Genomic DNA, 20,350 nt, shown 5'->3' with positions numbered 1-20,350 from the left:
CCGTCCGCCGCTGACTGATGGGAGCAAGCTCCCATCAATCCGCTCGACTTGCATGTATTAGGCACGCCGCCAGCGTTCGTCCTGAGCCAGGATCAAACTCTCCGATAAAAGTTTGAATAGCTCTTTACAAATAAATCTAGAATTAACGTTGACGTATTGTCTTGTTTTGTTCAGTTTTCAAGGTTCAATGTGTAAGTGCTTCCGTTTGAAGCGACCCTTTAAATATTACATTATCGACTCGTTTAAGTCAATAACTTTTTTTAAAAAGTTTTTATTAAGTTATCGCCTTTTTGCGGCAACAGATAATACTATACCACCTTCCATATTTGGGCGCAAGAGATTTTTCTAATGTTTTTCATTATATATTTCACATAAGACAAAAGGCATTCAATTCATTCTTTATACCGTAATATAAAAGGTGCCATTAGACCCAAAAGATAATTAACATCATTGCTTCACCAAATTATTATCTTTCTTACATATAGTTATCATTCAACAAAAACAGCAGAGGCACTAAGCCTCTGCTGTTCTGAATACGAGATTAATCACGATGACGCATTAATGGGAACAATAAAACGTCCCGAATAGATGGAGAGTTGGTTAACAGCATAACAAGTCTGTCGATACCGATACCAAGGCCACCTGTTGGCGGCATACCATATTCAAGAGCCTCGATGAAATCATTATCCATCATGTGGGCTTCGTCGTTTCCTTCTTCTCTTTCTTTCAGTTGCGCTTCAAAACGCTCCCTTTGATCGATTGGATCATTAAGCTCCGTGAAGGCATTCGCGTGTTCACGTCCTACGATGAATAACTCAAAACGATCTGTGAATCGTGGATCTTCATCGTTCTTCTTGGCAAGTGGAGAAATTTCCACCGGGTGACCATAAATGAACGTAGGCTGGATAAGTTTATCTTCTACTTTTTGTTCGAAGAATTCATTTACCACATGACCATATTGCATATTGTCTTTGATTTCGATGCCGTGTTCTTTCGCAAGGGCACGCGCTTCTTCATCGGACATTTCTTTCCAGAAATCCACACCAGTCTGTTCTTTAACCGCGTCAACCATGTGAAGGCGAGTCCACTCCGGCTCCAGGTTTATTTCATAGTCTGCATACTGAACCGTAGTAGAACCGAATACTTCCTTCGCAATATGAGCTACAAGATTTTCAGTAAGAGCCATGATATCACGGTAATCTGCGTATGCTTCGTAAAGCTCGATCATCGTGAACTCAGGGTTATGTCTTGTAGACACACCTTCGTTACGGAATACACGTCCGATTTCGTATACTTTCTCAAGTCCACCGACGATCAAGCGCTTTAGGTGAAGCTCAATCGCGATACGCATGAATAAAGGCATATCAAGTGCGTTGTGATGTGTATTGAAAGGACGGGCAGATGCTCCCCCTGCGATGGCATGCATCATTGGTGTTTCTACTTCTAAGTAACCGTTATTGTCCAGATATCTTCTCATGGATTGGATGATACGGCTGCGGGCGATGAACGTCTCTTTGCTTTCCTGGCTTGTGATTAGATCCAGGTAACGTTGACGATAGCGCTGCTCAACGTCTTTTAATCCGTGGAACTTCTCAGGCAACGGGCGCAGTGCTTTGGTTAGAAGGTGGAATTCTTTCGCTTTTACTGAAAGCTCTCCCACTTTTGTTTTAAATATTGTACCCGTAATCCCTACGATATCTCCGAGGTCTGCTGTATTGAATAGTTCGTATGCTTCTTCACCGATCGCATCTTTACGAACATAGATTTGGACTTGTCCAGCTAAGTCCTGCAGGTGGGCAAATCCCGCTTTCCCTTTTCCACGCTTAGTCATGATACGACCTGCAATGGTTACAGTGATGTCTTTCTCTTCTAGTTCTTCTTTAGAAAATTCATCGAATTGAGATTTGATCTCGGATGAACTGTGTGTACGATCATAGCGTTTACCGAATGGATCAAGTCCCTTATCACGGATTGATTCCATTTTTTCACGTCTTACTCGAAGCTGGTCATTGATTTCTTCGTGACTCATGTGTTTCACTCCTATTCTATCTACTTGCTTTACTAGACTAATACGATTATATACCATACTATTTTACACAATATCTATGTTTGTAACACCCCTAAAGTATGAGTTATTTCAGAAACGTACTTTAGCGGGTTAAAAAGAGATGAAAAAAATCTAAAAAAGGCCGATCCAACCTGGTGACAGTGTCACGAATTGGTTCCAGCCTTTTCTAGAATAACATAAAAGGATATACAGGTGAATTAACCGGCATTCACTCACTACGTTCAGATTCTTCATGAGGGATCAGCTCATGTATTGGTATGTTCAACACTTCTGCAACATTCACTAAGAAATCTTCTTTCGGTATCCGACTGCCTCTTTCCACTTCTCCAAGGACCGAAACAGAGATGGAAAGTTCCTTGGCCAAACCTTCCTGAGTATACCCTTTTAACTTTCTGAATGCACGAATGCGTCTTCCCCATTTATCTGTTTCCATAACCGAACTCCTTCTTTGTCAGGTATTTCGTCCAGAAATTCAACGAACGGGGCATTAAAAGACGGATGCTCTATATGTGGAGCAACCTCTACTAACGGGATTAACACAAATGCTCTTTCTTGCATCCTTGGGTGAGGAATGAGGAGATTCTCTGATTCAATATTTTCTTGATCATAGAGTAAAATATCAAGGTCTATTATTCGAGGACCCCATTTGAACTCCCTTTCTCTTCCAAGGTCGATTTCCACCTGCAAGCACTGATGTAATAGAGTTTCTGGACTTAGACTGGTACGAATTCCGATGACCATATTCAAAAATTTACCTTGTTCTGTAAATCCTACTGGGTCTGTTTCATACATAGAGGATTGTTTCGTTACCTCTATCTTACCATGACTGCCTAAGATGTTTATGGCTTTTTCTAAATAACCCGCCCTGTCTCCCATATTGGAACCAAGGGAAATGTATGCAGTATTCATCCTATCGACTCCTATTAATCTCCACCGCCACCGATTGGTAATGTCCAGGAATAGGTGGATCAGGCTTGATTAGTGTTATTTTACAGCTCTCTACGACTTGGAATGCTTCTAAGATCCGGGAAGAGATGTCTTCAGCGACCGCTTCCACTAAATTCTTCGGTTCTCCCTCAACTACAGTTTTCGTGATAGAATAGATCTCCGCATAGTTTACGGAGTCCTCAAGCTGATCACTTTGACCGGACTTCCTTAAATCTAAATGCAACTCTACACTAACACGAAAACGTTGTCCAAGTTTGTTCTCTTCTTGAAACACACCATGATAGCCGTAGAACTCCATTTCGTTCAATAGAATCTTATCCATACATTTTCTCCTTTCCAACGAGGGCATCCATCATCTTCGCCATGCGTGCCATTTCTTTTACATCATGAACCCTCACGATGTGGCAGCCTTTTTGAATCCCGTAGCATACCGTCGCTCCCGTGCCTTCCATCCGTTCCTCTACGGGCAGATCAAGAACATGCCCAATGATAGACTTCCGTGACGTCCCCAGGAGCACAGGATATCCTAGTGAAACAAGAACATCCAAGTGTCTCATCATCTCTATGTTAAATTGTACTGTTTTTGCAAACCCGATTCCAGGATCCAGGATGATTTGATCGTCTTTCACCCCTGCTTCTTTCACTAGGAAGATGCTTTCCTGCAGATCTTGTATCGCATCCCGAACGAAGTGGCTGTAATCCTGGTTATCCCGGTTATGCATGAGAATAATCGGGGCTCCCGTTTCCGCCGCTACTTGGGCCATTTCAGGATCCTTTTTCGCGCCCCATACATCGTTAATGATGCTTGCACCTGCTTCCAGCGCTTTTCGTGCCGTCGCTGCCTTATACGTGTCGATGGATATTGGTACTTTCACTTCCCTGGAGATCGCCTCTATAATCGGCACGACCCTAGAAATTTCTTCTTCAGCCGCTACGATTTGGTGCCCTGGCCGAGTGGACTCTCCCCCTATATCTATAATATCCGCACCCATCTCTACCATTTCTTTCGCACGCTCTACAGCCCGGTCCAATTCATTGAACGAACCACCGTCCGAGAATGAATCAGGTGTGATATTTAAAATCCCCATAATAAGGGTTTTCTCTGAAAAATTAAGTTCGTATTTCCCGCATTTCATTGCACGACTCCCCCTGCTATAATTCCTCAATTGAATTCAACTGTCCTGTATACTTGCTGTACTGATCATGAAGCAACCTTGAATACTCTCCATTTCGGCCGGGGAAATTCACAGAGTCGATTCTGTTTACCGGTATGATCTCTTGCACAGAATTCGTAAAGAAAACCTCATGGGCATTCAGTAATTGCTCTTTCCCGAACATCCCTTCCCGGACCGGCATCTGCATTCGATCCGCCAGGGCAAGGATGAACTGACGCGTTATCCCGTTTAAGAGCCCGGTCCCTACAGCTGGTGTATACAATTCTGCATTTTTTACCCAGAAAAGATTGGAGGTTATCCCTTCACACAGATAGCCTTCCTTTGTAAGGAATATCCCTTCCCGGTGAGGAGATGGTCCAATTTCCCGTTTTGCCGCCATATTGTTCAGGTAATGATGGGATTTCAATCGTTCCCCTGTCTCCGGTGTGTTTCTTCTTAACTGAAGCAGCACACCTTCTTTTTCTTTTAATGGCAGAGAAGGAGGCAATTCCTTTTGAAAAAGGATCACCGTCGCATCCTCATAGGGGGTCGTTTGTAAACCTATCTCCCCGGCCCCACCGGAGATGTTGAACCGGCAATATGCATCCTTCAAGCCATTTTTATCTAAAAGGGTTGTTATTGCATTCCTGATCTTCTCTTCATCCAGGTCTGCTGCAATATTCAATTCCTTTAATCCATGAGAAAGCCTCTTCAAATGATCCTTTAGCAAAAAAGGATGACCCTCATACGTCCGAAAGGTCTCAAACACGCCCAATCCATATAAATACCCGTGATCGAATGGGGAAATGACCGCCTCTGATGCATGAACGATTTCTCCATTAAGATATAAGTACATTTATAAAACCATCTCGATTTTTTTATAGGTCGTTAAAAAGTTAAGGAGCAGCTGTTTCCCTTGTTCCGTCATGATGGATTCGGGATGGAACTGCACCCCTTCGATCGGCAGCTGTTTATGACGGATCCCCATAATCTCCCCTTCTTCCGTTTCGGCTGAAATGTCAAAGCATTCAGGAAGGGTTTCTCTTTTAACGATCAGGGAATGGTATCTTGTTGCCTTGAAAGGATTGGGCATGTCTTTGAAAATGGTTTTCCCGTCATGGATCATCGGTGAGACTTTTCCGTGCATTAACCGTTCAGCACGAACAACATCCCCTCCGAAAACCTGGGCAATCGATTGGTGACCCAGGCAAACGCCGAAAATCGGAATCTTTCCGGCAAAGGCCCGGATCGCCTCGAGGCTCACACCCGCTTCATTTGGACTGCACGGTCCCGGAGAAATCATCAGGTAATCGGGAGACAATGCCTCAATCTCATCTAATGTGATCTCGTCATTTCGTTTCACGACCAGCTCTTCCCCTAACTCTCCTAAAAATTGCACAAGATTATAGGTGAATGAATCGTAGTTATCAACCATGAGAATCATAGGGTTTCTCCTTCCGCCCGGGCTTTCGCTACCCAAAGGGCTTTCGCTTTCTTCAAGGATTCTTTATATTCATACTTAGGGTTAGAATCAATTACGACTCCCGCACCCGCTTGAATATGCGCTTTTCCATCTTTCACAAGCATCGTCCGAATGACGATATTCAATTCCATATCACCATTGACGCCAATCCAGCCAATGGACCCTGTGTAAATCCCTCTTCTGACCGGTTCTAGCTCTTCAATGATCTCCATCGTTCTCACTTTAGGAGCTCCCGTAATGGTTCCACCAGGAAAAACAGATCGAATTAAATCCGCTCCCGTTTTGGTTTCATCTAGTGTTCCTCTTACATTCGAAACGATGTGCATGACGTGGGAGTATTTTTCGATGACCATGAACTCATTCACTTCAACTGTCCCGTATTGGCACACCCTGCCCAGGTCATTTCGTTCCAGGTCCACAAGCATCACATGCTCTGCTCTTTCTTTTTCGTTGTTGATCAGCTCAAAAGCAAGTTTCTCATCCTCTTCAGCATCTTTTCCACGCGAGCGTGTGCCTGCAATTGGTCTTGTGCTTACTTCCGTTCCTTTTTTCTTTACTAGTAATTCCGGTGATCCTGAGACAATCTGAAAGTCCGGGCTTTGAATATAACTCATGTAAGGGGAGGGGTTTAATTCCCGAAGCATTTTATAAACCGTGTAGGGCTTAGCCTTCAACTCTTGAGATTGTCGGACAGATAAATTCACCTGAAAAACATCACCTTGAGATATATAGGATTGAATTTGTTTTACGGCCACTGAGAATTCTTCCTCATCCATGGATACCTCAATGCTCGCCGTCTCATGATGTACAGGATCTTCTGCATCCTCATTAATCGGGGACAGGGCTTCTGTCCAAATGGATGTCCATTTGGCAAGATTCTTCTCAGCCGATTCCGGTTCTTTATCGGAAAGAATCATCGTCCACAAAATATTTTCCTGATGATCGAAGACTACCCATTCCTCCAGGTAGTAGAAATAAAGGTCCGGAATCTCCAGGTCATCACGCCCCAAAGCGGGGAGCCTCTCAATCTTTCTTGCATAATCATAACTAAGGAACCCGATCACGCCCCCTTGGAAATCAGGGAGATCCTCTCTTCTTTTCGTCCGAAGGGGATTCATCCACCTTTCCAACAAAATCAACGGATCTCCATTTATCGTTTCAACTCCGGAAGAGCTTTGTATGAGCAACCCATCAGGGACACTTTGTAAAATTACATCAGGTTGTAGTCCAGCAACGCTATATCGTCCACCCCGTCCACTTTCTAACAAAATATGATGTGGCTGATGTTGACTAAGTTGTTCGTATGCTGCAAAAAATTGTTCTTTGGTTGAATGGTTTTTATGAAAATATAGGTGCTGCACTGACCCCTCACACTCCTAATCTTTATCTATTTTCATGATACATGAACTTTGGGAAGGTTTCATCGTTAAAAACTTGAAATTATGTAATGGGATGATGGATTTTGAAGGTGCTTTTACTATTAATCTTCTAACAGATCAAAAAAAACGGATCCTGAAGATTTCACTTCAGGATCCGACACATCTTTATTATTCTTCATCAAATTGGTAAAGAGGAGTACTTAAATAGCGTTCTCCATTACTAGGGATGATTGCCAGTACTTTCTTACCCTTTCCTAACTTTTTCGCCACTTCAATGGCTGCATAGATGGCTGCTCCAGAAGAAATCCCGCCCAGGATCCCCTCTTCTTTAGCAGCTCTCCTTGCATAGTCGAAGGCCGAATCTTTTTCAACTTGAATAACATGATTATATACACTCGTATCTAAGATCTCAGGGATAAATCCAGCACCGATTCCTTGGATTTTATGAGGACCAGGTTTACCCCCTGATAATACAGGCGAATCTGACGGCTCCACCGCATACAGATCAATGGATGGATAATGCTTCTTCAGCACTTCCCCCACACCTGTAATCGTACCACCTGTTCCAATCCCGGCAATGAAGGCATCTAGCTGATCGCCCATTTGCTCGACGATCTCAGGTCCGGTTGTTTCCCGATGTACTTTCGGATTGGCTGTATTTTTAAATTGCTGCGGCATGAAATAGCCTTTTTCTTTCGATAACTCTTCAGCTTTGCGAATGGCCCCTCCCATACCTTCTGCTCCTGGCGTTAATACTAATTCTGCGCCGTAAGCACGTAACAGGTTGCGTCGCTCCATACTCATTGTGTCAGGCATGACAAGTAGGGCACGGTACCCTTTTGCCGCAGCCACCATCGCTAAACCGATACCCGTGTTCCCACTCGTCGGCTCAACAATCGTATCCCCAGGTTTAATCGTACCTGCGGCTTCACCTGCTTCAATCATCGCCAATGCGATACGATCTTTTACAGAGCTGCCCGGGTTCATATATTCTAATTTCAAGTAAACATCCGCACTATTTTCATCTACTAATCGATTCAGTTTCACCACTGGAGTCTGACCTATTAATTCCGAAATTGAATTGGCTACTCTTACCATTCATCTATCACTCCTAATCCCAAGTAAATTTGTTGGTTTTATAAAAATGTAACAATATTCAATATATTTGTCAATTAATAAGTATAAGCGGGGGTTGGCCCTGTTCACTCTAAAGGGCCCGGATCGGGGTAAGTGTTGTGCATATTGGATAGGTGTATTATTCAACTTCCCGGTCAATCCCTCGAGCTTTCCAAATGCTTGTAGGACCTGGCCAAATTACCTCCACCCTAGGTTATATGTATGCACATTTCTTTTATCCTATGTTACGTTAAAAAGCTTTTCTCTATGTAAAAAGAAGCTGACCTTTAAAAGGCCAGCCCCCTCTAATTCTGTTTTCCGTAAAACCAGTCCACTTCAACCTCTTCCCAAAAGGACTCGGGCTGCAGTGGTGTCTCTACTTGCTCTAAAGCAATTTGTCTCCGAATTTGAGATTTTACGTCTTTGAATGAAAAATGTCTTTCTTTCAAAACATCGTCTACATAATAAATAACGTACTCTGAATCCTCTCGAACCGGTTTTGTCCATTCACCTGGTGAGAGAGGCTCTATTTCTTCTGAGGCTTCTGAAGATAGGAAATCTCCATCCAGAGGAACATACCCGATGTCCCCCCCTAAATGAGCACTTTGCTCATCGATTGAACGCTCCATGGCTAATGCTTCAAAGTCCGAGCCAGCTTCGAGTTCTTCCAATGCTTGAGCTGCTTCTGATTGATCAGCCACCTTCAACTGCTTCAGCTTATACATTTTAGAAATAGAATACAGATGCTCGTTTTGATTATAAAAGCTCTTTAACTCTTTTTCAGGTACTTGGACATCCTTAGTGAGGAGCTCCTCTAATAATAATTCAGATCTGATTTGAGCCTTTAGTGAATCTTCATCTTCAAGATTTTCTTCATCGTAAGCATTATAAACAGACTGTATGAGATAGTGTTCCTGCTCTACTTCTTTTTCCGAAACGGAGATATCATATTTCTTCGCTAAATGGTCGATCACTTGCTGATTGATCAGGGCCTTTAGCTCTTCCTTACCATGTTTTTGCTCAAGGGAATACAACCAGTCCTCCCGGGTTACTGACTCTCCACCAACCGTTGCCACTACTTCAGGAGTTCCACTCGCCCCGGAAGAGCGATCCCACACGAGTGTAATGATGTTTGTGACAAGTAGTACCCCAACCAAAACCATGAGTACAGACCGTTTAATTCTCATTTCTCCCATTCTCCCTGGATACGATTTACTGCTTAGCGTTTGCTTTCAGTTCTTCTAATTCTTCTTTAGAAAATACATAGGTTTCGTTACAGAAGTGACAGCTTGCTTCTGCACTTCCATCTTCATCGATCATTTCTTGAATTTCTTGCTCCCCTAAGCTGATGATGGCATTTGAAAAACGTTCTTTATTGCACTGACATTTAAATGCCACAGGAAGCGTTTCAAGTACTTTGACTTCCCCTTTTCCAAGTACTTCTTCTAATACCTCTTCAGGGGTGAGGCCCTTTTCGATTAACTTCGAGATTGGAGGGATTTTAGCTAAGCGCTCTTCAATCTTCGTAATCGTTTCTTCATCCGTTCCCGGCATAAGCTGCAGAATGAACCCGCCTGCTGCAAGGATCGAATTATCAGGGTTCACTAACACACCAACCCCTACAGAAGAAGGTACCTGTTCAGAAGTGACGAAATAATATGTGAAGTCTTCTCCAAGTTCTCCTGAAACAATCGGAACCTGACCAGAGAAATGATCTCTCATGCCTATATCTTTTACAATCGATAATGTTCCTGTTGTACCTACAGCACGACGGACATCAAGCTTCCCGTGCTCGTTTAAATCAAAGTGTACATGTGGGTTGGTCACATATCCCCTGACCTCTCCTTTTGCATTACTGTCCACAAGAATGGCGCCGATCGGGCCTCCACCTTCCACTTTGATCGTTAATTTATTGTCTCCTTTAAGCATAGCCCCCATCATGACTCCGGCACTAATGCTTCTGCCTAATGCTGCTGATGCAGTTGGCCATGTTCCATGTCTTCTTTGTGCTTCTCCTACTGTATCCGTGCTTTTCACTGCATAAGCACGTACCTGGCCATTATAGGCTAACGCTTTTACTAAATAGTCGCTCATGGGTTGAAGCTCCTTTCACTTTAGTTCATGTTTCTCTTGTAGATTAATTTTAATCCTTTTAATGTCAGGAAAGGATCTACTACGTCAATGCTGTTGGATTCTTTAGAAATCAATGTCGCTAATCCTCCAGTTGCTATGACCGTTGGTTCCTTCTTACTTTGTGCTTTCATTCTTTGAACGATACCTTCTACTTGTCCAACATATCCATAGAGAATACCTGCTTGCATAGCCGTTACGGTATTCTTTCCAATAATATGTTCAGGACGGGCAATTTCGATCCTTGGCAATTTAGCCGCCTTTGAGTACAGGGCTTCCGTTGAAATACCTATTCCAGGTGCAATCGCTCCACCCATATATTGTCTTTCCTCATTGATATAGCAATACGTCGTCGCTGTACCGAAATCAACAATAATGAGAGGACCACCGTATTCATGAATACCAGCGACAGCATTTACAATTCGATCCGCTCCGACTTCCCTTGGATTTTCATACTTGATATTTAAACCGGTTTTAATACCAGGCCCAACGACGAGCGGAGTAATATTAAAATATTTCTCACACATACGTTCCAAACTAAACATAATTGGAGGAACAACTGAGGAAATAATGATTCCGTCAATCTCGTCAAACGTCAGCTTCACATGCTCGAACAGATTCTTCACAAGCATCCCAAACTCATCTTCCGTTTTATGTCGATTCGTTTCAGCTCTCCAATGATATTTTAAATGGTCATTTTCATATACACCAAATACAATATTGGTATTCCCTACATCCATTACAAAAATCAATATCCTCACCTACTAAGCCAATTGTTTTCACACTGCCAACATCATACCATAATTTATTTAGAATAGGTACAAAAGCGGAACCGGCTTGGTCAGACCCGACAAGCATAAGATGAATGGGCCGGGAAGGCGTTCTTTGCATTCTTGGACCATTTATCTTATGACCTCGAGGGGCTAGCCGGTGGAGCTAGATGAGACAAAAGCGGAACCGGCTTGGTTAGACCCGACAAGCATAAGATGAATGGGCCGGGAAGGCGTTCTTTGCCTTCTTGGACCATTTATCTTATCACCTCGAGGGGCTAGCCGGTGGAGCTAGATGAGACAAAAGCGGAACCGGCTTGGTTAGACCCGACAAGCATAAGATGAATGGGCCGGGAAGGCGTTCTTTGCCTTCTTGGACTATTTATCTTATGACCTCGAGGGGCTAGCCGGTGGAGCTAGATGAGACAAAAGCGGAACCGGCTTGGTTAGACCCGACAAGCATAAGGCGAATATGTTTAGCAAGGGGATTCGCTAGCTCCATCTAGTTACGGTTAAATATTCTGTATTTTGCATTTTAGAGCATTATCTTGTAGCAAACACGCATATTGAGCTTATAATCCGATTTTGGGTGATGAAATCCAAGAAAAACTCTGCCATAAGGTGCTGTTTCGGGATACTCGTTGAGAAAATCCAGCCATTTTACGCCATAATCCGGCCGTTTTAATCGAAAATCCGGCCGAAACAGGAAATAATCCAGCCGTTTTACAATCCTTTCCAAAGCAACATATTAACCAATCATGAATCGTCCTGCAGTGGAAGCCAGTCTACCACAACAAAAAGGATGCACCCATTACTGGATGCATCCCCTCTATTTACGTACGATCAGAGTTAGAATCGTCTTCTTTTGAAGCTGTATCTTCCTCGATCACCGTTTCTTCATTTTTCTTTTGGATATTTACTTTCACGTCGCTGTTATCCTGATCGGATTCATACGTACGTTCCGGTAATTTACCATGATCCATTAAATGCTTGATTTGCGCTGCATCCAATGTTTCAATGTCTAATAATGTTTTCGCAATGAGTTCAAGCTTGTCGCGATTTTCAGTAAGAATTCGCTTCGCTCTCTCATAGCTTTCTTTAATTAGACGCTGCATTTCTAAGTCGATTTCGTAAGCGATGGCATCTGAATAATTTTGCTCACTATTGATGTCGCGTCCCAAGAACACTTGACCGCCTTGAGATTGACCAAACTGAAGCGGTCCAAGCTTATCACTCATACCATATTCAGTGACCATTTTACGGGCAATTCCAGTTGCACGTTGGAAGTCATTATGGGCACCAGTTGAGACATCACCGAAGATGATTTCCTCTGCTACACGACCACCAAGTAAACCGGTAATCTTATCAAGAAGCTCAGGCTTCGTCATAAAGTAACGATCTTCTTTCGGAAGCATAACGGCATATCCGCCTGCTTGCCCACGAGGAACGATGGTCACCTTATGTACCATATCTGCTTCATCAAGGACTAATCCAATAACGGTATGACCCGCTTCGTGGAATGCCACGATTTTACGTTCTTTTTCAGATATGACGCGGCTCTTCTTCGCAGGACCGGCAATGACACGGTCTGTTGCTTCATCAATATCGCGCATATCGATTTTCTTCTTATCCTCACGGGCTGCCACAAGCGCTGCTTCGTTTAGAAGGTTTTCTAAATCAGCTCCAGAGAAACCTGGTGTTCTCATGGCAATTGCTTTTAAATCGACAGATTCATCAAGCGGTTTATTATGTGCATGAACTTTAAGAACCGCTTCACGTCCTTTAAGGTCAGGACGATCAACTGTAATCTGACGGTCGAAACGACCTGGACGTAACAATGCAGGATCCAGAATGTCTGGTCGGTTTGTTGCAGCGACGATGATGATACCTTCGTTAGCGCCAAAACCATCCATTTCGACTAGTAACTGGTTAAGGGTTTGTTCACGCTCATCGTGACCTCCACCTAAACCTGCTCCACGTTGACGACCGACTGCATCAATTTCATCAATGAAAATGATACAAGGTGCATTCTTCTTTGCATTTTCGAATAAATCACGTACACGAGATGCACCGACACCGACAAACATTTCAACGAAGTCGGAACCACTGATTGAGAAGAAAGGAACTCCTGCTTCTCCAGCCACTGCTCGTGCAAGTAAGGTTTTACCTGTACCTGGAGGTCCCACTAGAAGGACACCCTTTGGAATACGGGCACCCACTTCAGAGAATTTGCGTGGATCCTTTAAGAATTCCACTACCTCTACAAGTTCTTGCTTCTCTTCATCTGCTCCCGCTACATCTTTAAAGCGGACTTTCTTCTTCTCTTCGCTGTATAGCTTTGCTTTACTTTTCCCAAAGTTCATGACACGGCTGCCGCCGCCTTGAGCTTGGTTAAGTAAGAAGAAGAACAGAATAAAGATAATGACAAATGGAATGATCGTCGTAAAGAAAGATACCCAGCCGCTTGTTTCTTTGGCTTGTAATACTTCCACATCAATTCCTTGCTCTGATGCTGCCGTATTGATCTTCTCCATTAACTTTCCATCTGTGGTAAGGACATAGGTTAAGAAGTACTCTCCTTCTTTAGCCCCTTCCATCTGTCCTTTCACTTCATAAACGCCTCTGCCAGGCTGAATTGAAAAAGAAGAAACGTCTCCCTCTTCAAGGTTATTAATAAACGTACTGTACTCGATATTTTTGGTTGGCTCGTTGTTATTACTGAAATAACTCACCACACCTATAATCACTAAAAAGACTAGTAAATAGAATATGGTGTTTCGAAAGATCCGGTTCATCCCTTACCTCCTCCCACGGGTAAACAAACTAAGTAAAATAGTATCATAGAAAATCATGGCATTACAACAAATTGCACTTACAAGATTCCTCTTTAGAATATACTTATTCTCCTGTTGTATACACTCTTGGTTTTAAAACACCGATATACGGTAGATTACGGTATCTTTCTGCGTAATCCAGGCCATACCCGACAACGAATTCGTCAGGAACAATAAAGCCTACATAGTCCGCTTTGATATCTGCTTTGCGTCCAGATGGCTTGTCAAGAAGCGTGACAATGCTGATGGATTTTGCTTTGCGATAACGGAATAGTTCCACTAAGTAGCTTAGTGTTAAACCACTGTCGATAATATCTTCAATGATCAGGATATCCCGTCCTTCCACTTTCGTGTCTAAATCTTTCACAATCTTTACTTCTCCTGAAGAGACAGTAGAGTTTCCGTAGCTGGATACATCCATGAAGTCCATTTCCATATGTGTATCCATACGTTTACAAAGGTCCGCCATGAATGGCATCGCGCCTTTTAAAACTCCAATTGCCAAAGGAAATCGATCTTGATACTCCTCTGTTAATTGTGCACCTAATGCTTTAATCTTTTCTTGAAGTTCTTCTTCTGAAATTAACACTTTCTCAATATCTTGATTTAACAATGTTCAACTGCCTCCTAGAAGATGATTGCTCTTAAATTGTAGTACTAAACTATTTTCTTGCTCTTCTCCCAAATCGTAAATAGACTTTTTCATTCCCGGTACCCAAAGTATGTGATTATCTGCGTCCACTACAATAGGCCATCCGTCACGGAGGTGTACAGGAACTTTTTCGTCAATAAAGAGTGTCTTAAGCTTCTTTGAGCCTTCCAAACCCTTCACTTTCATTCGATCTCCGCTCTTTCTCGTACGCACATATAAAGGTAGAGTGACCTCGTCCGGATCCAGGTAGATCCTATCGCCGGTAAGATCCTCTGCTAACGAGGAAGAACAATGGAGACGGAACTGATATCCACCTTTAAGTTCAAGCGTTTCATTCACCTGTATCCCGTAACAATAAGGAGATTCGGTTAACGCTAATTCTCCAAAGTGAAAATAACATGTATGATACGCCCTTGTTACCTTAAGCCCTTTCGGTAAATCCAGGCTGGCATTAGGCGTTTTTCCTTTTAATATACCCAATACATCGTAAATATGTATAGACGATAAGGAAGATGGTCTAAGTTTGTAAAGATAGTTTAATATTAGATTAATCCCTCTTCTTTGTAAAGGCTGAGCCATTGCAAGAAAACCTTCGATATTTAAAGATGAGAAATCTCCAGTGCTATTCCATACCTTATTCAACTTATTCCTTGTTAATTCCTCTAAAAATGCCTCATCTTCTTCCAATTCTTCACTAAATCGTTGGAATTGAAGATGAACATGAGGGTTTTCATTCTTTAAGAACGGCAGAACCTTTTTTCGGAATCGGTTCCTCGTATAATCTTCCTTCTGATTGCTGGGATCCCTCCTCGGAGAAAGGTCGTATCTCTCACAATAGCCTTCGATTTCCTTCTTGGTGATCGAGAGGAAGGGCCGGATTATCTCTCCTGTAGAAAAAGGGCGCTTGATTGGAATTCCCGCTCTGCCGGCTCCCGACGCTCCCCTTGTCATCTTCATTAAGATGGTTTCTACCTGATCATCCCCATGGTGACCGAGGGCCAATTTGGTAGCTGATACATCTTCCATTACATTCCCCAGGAATTCATAACGAATGTGTCGGGCCTTTTCCTGTAGGCTTCCATTCATCTTCTCCATTTCAGTTGACACATCCATTCGTTCACCGTAAAAAGGGATATGTCGACTTCTGCAGAATTCTTCTACGAACAAAAGCTCTTGATAGGACTCTTCTCCTCGAAACATATGATCAAGATGAGCAGCGATCACTTCTACTCCCCACTCATTACGGTTCGCATCGAGAAAATGGAGAAGCGCTAAGGAATCAGGGCCTCCAGACACAGCCACAACAATTCGATCTCCCTCTTCAATAAGCCCATGATCGTGAATAAACTCTTTTGTAGTATGTTCTAACATAACGCTTCCTCTTCCTAAAACCATTTTCCCCATTGTATCAATATCTGCTGAAATCTCACACTCTTAAGCTACATCAATTCTCCATAAATATACAAAACATATAATAACGAAACAATCATCACCACGAGCACAGTCTCAAGAAAGTGACTTGACTTTTTATTTCGGTGATTTTGATATCTGCTTGTATGCGAAGGTGATGAACTTACATGAGAATTCGTTGGAACAGGTCTTTTGACTTTAGGTTTCGGTTTGGGCTGCTGTACTGGTTGAGAGTGAGAAAGTCCATTCAGGAGGCTGACTCTCATATCACTTGCAGATTGAAATTTTCCTTCCAACGCATCCAGAATCGACCCTTCAAACTTCTTCAATTGATCTTTGGAACCTATCGCTTCCCTTAATTGTTGCATATTCCCGTTTCCTGACTTGGTGAAACGCCCAGGGTAGGCTAAATTAATGAGGATCATACCTACAGAGAAAAGATCATATGAAGGTTCCGCTCTCCGTGAACCTCCTACCCAATATCCTCTATCAAAAAACTCCGTAAACTCTTTGATTGCCCGTCCATTGATAGTCGTTCCCCCAACATCAATACAGCGAATTCGGTAAGGAGGGCCTGTGACGATCAAGTTTTCAGGTTTTAAATCCCCAAAGACCCACCCTTCCTTATGAATTCGCTCTAGGTCTGTCAGGATTTGAGCAATGAGTACACCTGCCCACGAAAATCCTTTCGATTGAACAAATGACAGCAAGTCAGTACCTTGAATATATTCCATCACGTAATAATGTATTTTCTGTCCCCGATACTCCCAATCGTCCACATCAAGAAGCTTTGGCCCAAGGGGAGCACCTTGGACCTTTGAGAAAGACTTTAAAACATTGACTTCAGAGGTAATAGATACATTACTGTCACTCATCTTTAATGCCTGGTATCCTGACGATCCTTGTACAAGGTACACAATACCGTTCGCACCATACCCTAATTCTTTTACAATGGTGTAGATGTGCTTATACCACTTTCCTCTTATAACTGTTCCAGGGGGAAAATCAAATGGTTTCTTCGAAGTATTGTTCATCATCGCCACGAGAGAGCAATCCCCTTAATGAACGTTTTTTCTTAAAGTGTGTGATAGCTTCTGAGATCGCTGGACCTGTTGGAGTAATTCCACCTGGAGACAATTTAGAGAATATACTCGTTAATGTTTCAAGTTTCGGTGTCCAATCTAGCAATTTTTCGACATCTTGTCGTTTCCCGGGAAATACAAAGACGGAAAATTTATTATCACCCATTCTAGCATTCAGGCTTAATGAAAGGTCTAATAGAGCTTCCTTAACTGTGGGAAGCTTATGTTTCATACTTGCAGACGTATCGACAAGAATCAACACTTCCATATCAACTGACTCCCCTAATTCATCGACAACCTCCATGACCTCTCCACGTTGTTCTGGAGGAAGCTCCTCCATGGATGCGGATTTACCGAGGATTTGTTTCAGCTCTTTATTCACAACCCCCTGCAAGGTTTGTGTCATCGCTTTACGTGTAACCATTTGCACGGTTTGAGAAAGTTGTTGAGCATATACAATCTGACTTACTCCACCCCCTGATAGAGCAATTCCTTCAATTTCCTGCATTCCGTTATCATCTATCACATCATTATCCATGACACCAATTACGTTAACTGAAATTCCTTGCTCCTTCGCAAGGGCCGCCATCGCAATTGGATCTTCCCCTTGATTCGAACAACCATCCGTAATTAATAGAATTTGACGAAGTGTACCTGGCTTCATCAGACTCCCCTCCTCATTCTAAAGTTGTTATCATCTTCGCCGAGTGAGGAGGAAATTATACTCTAGTTAACTATTTTTCAAGGGAAATATTCGTCCTACGAAATCCTTTTTTTATCTTTCGTTTTCGGTTTTTGCACAGGGATAGAGGACCATTTCGGTATATTATGTTTGATTTTCGAAACCACAATGGTCATATCGTCTTCTATTAATCCGGAGCTCGACCTGATCACTTCCTCCATTAGAATATCGGCCACTTCTTGTGGTTCCTCGGTTTCAAGTTCCTTTATTTTCCTCTTCATCCAGAGGTCATAATTTTCTACATGTTTCGGGCCTTCAAAGGCGCCATCACTCATCATAATGAGAAGGTCTCCTGCTTTTAACTGCTCAGACACGACATCCACATCGAAATCCTGCTGAAGCATCCCCATTGGTAAATTGCTTGCCTCTACCTTTATGATTTTATCTCCCCGCTTAATGAAACTCGGGGTTGAACCGATTTTCAAGAACCTCGATGACGCATTCTGCAGATCGATCATGGCTAAATCCAATGTAGAGAAAATTTCATCATTCGTTCTTAGAGATAGAATCGAGTTGATGGATTTGATCGCCACCTGTTCTTCAATCCCGGATTCCAGTATTTTTTTCAAAAGTCTCAGGGTTTCATTACTTTCATAGTGAGCCCGTTCTCCATTTCCCATTCCGTCACTAATCGCAACAGCATATTTCCCCCTTCCTAATTCAATCATCGAGTAGCTGTCTCCTGATACCAGCCCTCCCCCTTTCGCTGCATGAGAAGCTCCGGTATCCACTACAAATTTCTTGGCAGATTGGAAGGTCACATGACATTGACCGTTCGGAAATTGAGCACACTCCTCCTTTTGAACAATGATATTTTCACCTAAAATATCCGATAACATCGGGGCAATCAGCTTTTCACCCTCTCCATGTCCCCCGCAATAAGGCATGGTCATATCTATATCAACATTCCCCTGTTCCAGGTTATAGATTTCAATGCTTTCAATCTCGATTCCAAACTCTCCGATACTCGATAAGATTTGTTCTTCCTGAATATGATGATTCTCCCTCTCTCTTTGAATTTCTTTTGCGAAGTTCCCCATTACCTCGGATACTCCCAGTAATTGATCAGCGACCAGCTTCCTGCTTTCCTGGACCTGCTTCTTTAATTTTAAATTGGCTTGATAGAAGGTCAACTCCTGATAAATCGTCTCTTTCAGCTTTTTCTCTCTCGTACAATGCTTCTCTACTTCTCTAGCAAGTTTTTGTGACAAGGGGACACGTCCCTGATCATACTCGGTCATCACATCTTTCATCAGATTGTAGGTTTTATCAAAATTCCGAGCCCAGCATTGATCTTTCTTAAAACAGGTTTGACACGTTTTCTCTGTCACATTGCTTAAGAAATAATCGAACTCTTTATCTTCCTCCTCTTCAAATCGGTCTTCTATTTGTTGAAAACTATTGGACAAAGCTTGAAACACCGAGGAAAACTGCGTGACCCTGTTAGCGGTCACATCTCTCACCCTTCGCATGTATCCCTGTTGTTCCTGCTGGTATTCGGCAGTCCCAGGAATATGCTTGGCAATTTTAGACGTTAAACTTTGAGGGGTTAAAAATAAGAGTAAAATCGCTACCCCCGATTCATATAAGGTTTTCGTTATGACCGTATCTGTTTCTCCGTACATCCCCATTAGTAAAGTAGCGATTAACAAACCGATTGCTGCTCCGAATTTCTTTCCTTCTTTCATAAGTCCGCCCAGAAGCCCCGAGAAAGCAAGCAAGCTCATTTGATAAAAGCTGGAAACGTTCGCTAAACTGAAAACAAGCCCAGTGACAACCCCTACTGTGGAGCCCACTGTAGCCCCTGCTATAAAGGAAAACAGCAGCACTAAGTATCTTGATAACACATGTTCCACAGACAGATTATATACAGACCATCCGATCGTACCTGTCATAATAGATGCTAATAGAATGATCAGACTGACCACTTCTTCTGTTTTCAGCGACTTCCTTCTACGCTGAACGGTTACAAGGGGCACACTTTGAATGAAAATATACGTTAACAGAAAAGCAAGGCTCGCTTCTATCAAAGCCATTACTCCGTTGTAAACCGTCAGGGCTTGTCCTTGCTGGATATAATCGAATGAAAGCTTCGCTGCCATGACAGTGAAGAAGACATAAAAAGCGACGACTCTCAAATTGTTCTTGTGATATTTCTGTGATAATCGAAACGCTAATAGGAATATTATCGCACTGACAAACGTATAACTGATACTAGGAAGAGATAAGGTAAGAGCTCCTGCAAGCAATCCGATTAGTGCAATGGGAGATTTTTCTCTTCGGATAATGTAAACAGCGGCAAAGAACGGTAATGCAAACGGCGTTAAGTGGGAAAGGATTAACGCTCTCCCCAATAAAAATCCGATAACGAATAAGGCGATCCCCTTTTCTACGAATAGCCACGAAAGCTTCGAATAAATAGACTTAATTCCCTTGGATAGCTCCACCCTAGTGTGTTCAATGTCCACGTTCTGAACTGGTTCGATGATCGACTGATCGGCTTTCCCCATGTATGAAACACTCCCCATTTCTTTTTTGTTCAGTATAAATGGTACAAGCTTAAAACTTTGTCAAAATGAGGG

General features: G+C 42.7%; 18 protein-coding genes and 1 rRNA gene. All 19 read right to left on the bottom strand.

Annotation, left to right across the window (positions count from 1 at the left end; translation table 11 throughout):
- Positions 1-108: ribosomal RNA gene (locus ACFQWC_RS22860) — 16S ribosomal RNA — on the bottom strand; the annotation flags it as partial.
- Positions 109-541: 433 nt separating this feature from the next.
- Positions 542-2,038 (bottom strand): lysine--tRNA ligase, encoded by a 1,497-nt coding sequence (gene lysS / locus ACFQWC_RS22855; protein WP_299746442.1) that lies wholly within the window; start codon positions 2,036-2,038, stop codon positions 542-544.
- 238 nt (positions 2,039-2,276) lie between these two features.
- Positions 2,277-2,501, bottom strand: a complete 225-nt coding sequence (locus tag ACFQWC_RS22850) for a helix-turn-helix domain-containing protein (protein WP_299746269.1) — start codon at positions 2,499-2,501, stop codon at positions 2,277-2,279.
- Positions 2,453-2,977 carry a 2-amino-4-hydroxy-6-hydroxymethyldihydropteridine diphosphokinase gene (gene folK / locus ACFQWC_RS22845; protein WP_341357228.1) on the bottom strand — a complete coding sequence of 175 codons (525 nt, stop codon included), beginning with the start codon at positions 2,975-2,977 and terminating at the stop codon, positions 2,453-2,455. Before folK ends, ACFQWC_RS22850 begins: the two co-directional genes overlap by 49 nt.
- Before the next feature lies 1 nt (position 2,978).
- Positions 2,979-3,338 (bottom strand): dihydroneopterin aldolase, encoded by a 360-nt coding sequence (folB, locus tag ACFQWC_RS22840; protein WP_299746275.1) that lies wholly within the window; start codon positions 3,336-3,338, stop codon positions 2,979-2,981.
- A complete protein-coding gene (gene folP, locus ACFQWC_RS22835; RefSeq protein WP_377109154.1) occupies positions 3,331-4,152 on the bottom strand; it encodes a dihydropteroate synthase in 822 nt (273 codons plus the stop codon). The genes folB and folP overlap by 8 nt, the downstream gene beginning before the upstream one ends.
- A gap of 16 nt (positions 4,153-4,168) precedes the next feature.
- The gene (gene pabC / locus ACFQWC_RS22830; RefSeq protein WP_299746281.1) at positions 4,169-5,026 is read right to left on the bottom strand and encodes an aminodeoxychorismate lyase; all 858 of its coding nucleotides are present in this window, start codon (positions 5,024-5,026) and stop codon (positions 4,169-4,171) included.
- Positions 5,027-5,614 (bottom strand): aminodeoxychorismate/anthranilate synthase component II, encoded by a 588-nt coding sequence (gene pabA / locus ACFQWC_RS22825; RefSeq protein ID WP_299746284.1) that lies wholly within the window; start codon positions 5,612-5,614, stop codon positions 5,027-5,029.
- Positions 5,611-7,014 (bottom strand): aminodeoxychorismate synthase, component I, encoded by a 1,404-nt coding sequence (gene pabB / locus ACFQWC_RS22820; RefSeq protein WP_299746287.1) that lies wholly within the window; start codon positions 7,012-7,014, stop codon positions 5,611-5,613. Before pabB ends, pabA begins: the two co-directional genes overlap by 4 nt.
- A gap of 186 nt (positions 7,015-7,200) precedes the next feature.
- Complete coding sequence (gene cysK, locus ACFQWC_RS22815; RefSeq protein ID WP_299746290.1) at positions 7,201-8,130, bottom strand: cysteine synthase A; 930 nt, start codon at positions 8,128-8,130, stop codon at positions 7,201-7,203.
- Positions 8,131-8,453: 323 nt separating this feature from the next.
- Positions 8,454-9,335: a peptidyl-prolyl cis-trans isomerase gene (locus ACFQWC_RS22810; protein WP_377109151.1), complete on the bottom strand. Its 882-nt coding sequence runs from the start codon at positions 9,333-9,335 to the stop codon at positions 8,454-8,456.
- A gap of 25 nt (positions 9,336-9,360) precedes the next feature.
- Complete coding sequence (gene hslO, locus ACFQWC_RS22805) at positions 9,361-10,242, bottom strand: Hsp33 family molecular chaperone HslO (RefSeq protein WP_299746296.1); 882 nt, start codon at positions 10,240-10,242, stop codon at positions 9,361-9,363.
- A gap of 20 nt (positions 10,243-10,262) precedes the next feature.
- Complete coding sequence (locus tag ACFQWC_RS22800) at positions 10,263-11,030, bottom strand: type III pantothenate kinase (RefSeq protein WP_172655809.1); 768 nt, start codon at positions 11,028-11,030, stop codon at positions 10,263-10,265.
- Between the two features lie 851 nt (positions 11,031-11,881).
- Positions 11,882-13,843, bottom strand: a complete 1,962-nt coding sequence (gene ftsH, locus ACFQWC_RS22795; protein ID WP_299746301.1) for an ATP-dependent zinc metalloprotease FtsH — start codon at positions 13,841-13,843, stop codon at positions 11,882-11,884.
- 103 nt (positions 13,844-13,946) lie between these two features.
- Positions 13,947-14,495, bottom strand: coding sequence for a hypoxanthine phosphoribosyltransferase (hpt, locus tag ACFQWC_RS22790; RefSeq protein WP_224945544.1), 549 nt, complete (start codon positions 14,493-14,495; stop codon positions 13,947-13,949).
- A gap of 3 nt (positions 14,496-14,498) precedes the next feature.
- Positions 14,499-15,905, bottom strand: coding sequence for a tRNA lysidine(34) synthetase TilS (gene tilS, locus ACFQWC_RS22785; protein ID WP_377109148.1), 1,407 nt, complete (start codon positions 15,903-15,905; stop codon positions 14,499-14,501).
- Positions 15,906-15,973: 68 nt separating this feature from the next.
- Complete coding sequence (locus tag ACFQWC_RS22780; protein ID WP_377109156.1) at positions 15,974-16,981, bottom strand: protein kinase domain-containing protein; 1,008 nt, start codon at positions 16,979-16,981, stop codon at positions 15,974-15,976.
- Positions 16,950-17,690 carry a VWA domain-containing protein gene (locus ACFQWC_RS22775; protein ID WP_044340612.1) on the bottom strand — a complete coding sequence of 247 codons (741 nt, stop codon included), beginning with the start codon at positions 17,688-17,690 and terminating at the stop codon, positions 16,950-16,952. Before ACFQWC_RS22775 ends, ACFQWC_RS22780 begins: the two co-directional genes overlap by 32 nt.
- Positions 17,691-17,785: 95 nt before the next feature.
- Positions 17,786-20,278 (bottom strand): stage II sporulation protein E, encoded by a 2,493-nt coding sequence (gene spoIIE / locus ACFQWC_RS22770; protein ID WP_299746313.1) that lies wholly within the window; start codon positions 20,276-20,278, stop codon positions 17,786-17,788.
- Positions 20,279-20,350 lie beyond the last annotated feature (72 nt).

Origin of the sequence: Rossellomorea sp. GCM10028870 (assembly GCF_042666755.1) — a bacterium.
Taxonomy (GTDB): Bacteria; Bacillota; Bacilli; order Bacillales; family Bacillaceae_B; genus Rossellomorea.
This window is presented reverse-complemented; position numbering and strand designations above follow the sequence as displayed.

Bases quoted from the DNA above. Each gene is read 5' to 3' on its own strand.
- ACFQWC_RS22850 (WP_299746269.1), bottom strand. From the start codon at position 2,501: ATGGAAACAGATAAATGGGGAAGACGCATTCGTGCATTCAGAAAGTTA.
- folK (WP_341357228.1), bottom strand. From the start codon at position 2,977: ATGAATACTGCATACATTTCCCTTGGTTCCAATATGGGAGACAGGGCG.
- folB (WP_299746275.1), bottom strand. From the start codon at position 3,338: ATGGATAAGATTCTATTGAACGAAATGGAGTTCTACGGCTATCATGGT.
- folP (WP_377109154.1), bottom strand. From the start codon at position 4,152: ATGAAATGCGGGAAATACGAACTTAATTTTTCAGAGAAAACCCTTATT.
- pabC (WP_299746281.1), bottom strand. From the start codon at position 5,026: ATGTACTTATATCTTAATGGAGAAATCGTTCATGCATCAGAGGCGGTC.
- pabA (WP_299746284.1), bottom strand. From the start codon at position 5,614: ATGATTCTCATGGTTGATAACTACGATTCATTCACCTATAATCTTGTG.
- cysK (WP_299746290.1), bottom strand. From the start codon at position 8,130: ATGGTAAGAGTAGCCAATTCAATTTCGGAATTAATAGGTCAGACTCCA.
- ACFQWC_RS22810 (WP_377109151.1), bottom strand. From the start codon at position 9,335: ATGAGAATTAAACGGTCTGTACTCATGGTTTTGGTTGGGGTACTACTT.
- hslO (WP_299746296.1), bottom strand. From the start codon at position 10,242: ATGAGCGACTATTTAGTAAAAGCGTTAGCCTATAATGGCCAGGTACGT.
- ftsH (WP_299746301.1), bottom strand. From the start codon at position 13,843: ATGAACCGGATCTTTCGAAACACCATATTCTATTTACTAGTCTTTTTA.
- tilS (WP_377109148.1), bottom strand. From the start codon at position 15,905: ATGTTAGAACATACTACAAAAGAGTTTATTCACGATCATGGGCTTATT.
- ACFQWC_RS22780 (WP_377109156.1), bottom strand. From the start codon at position 16,981: ATGATGAACAATACTTCGAAGAAACCATTTGATTTTCCCCCTGGAACA.
- ACFQWC_RS22775 (WP_044340612.1), bottom strand. From the start codon at position 17,690: ATGAAGCCAGGTACACTTCGTCAAATTCTATTAATTACGGATGGTTGT.
- spoIIE (WP_299746313.1), bottom strand. From the start codon at position 20,278: ATGGGGAAAGCCGATCAGTCGATCATCGAACCAGTTCAGAACGTGGAC.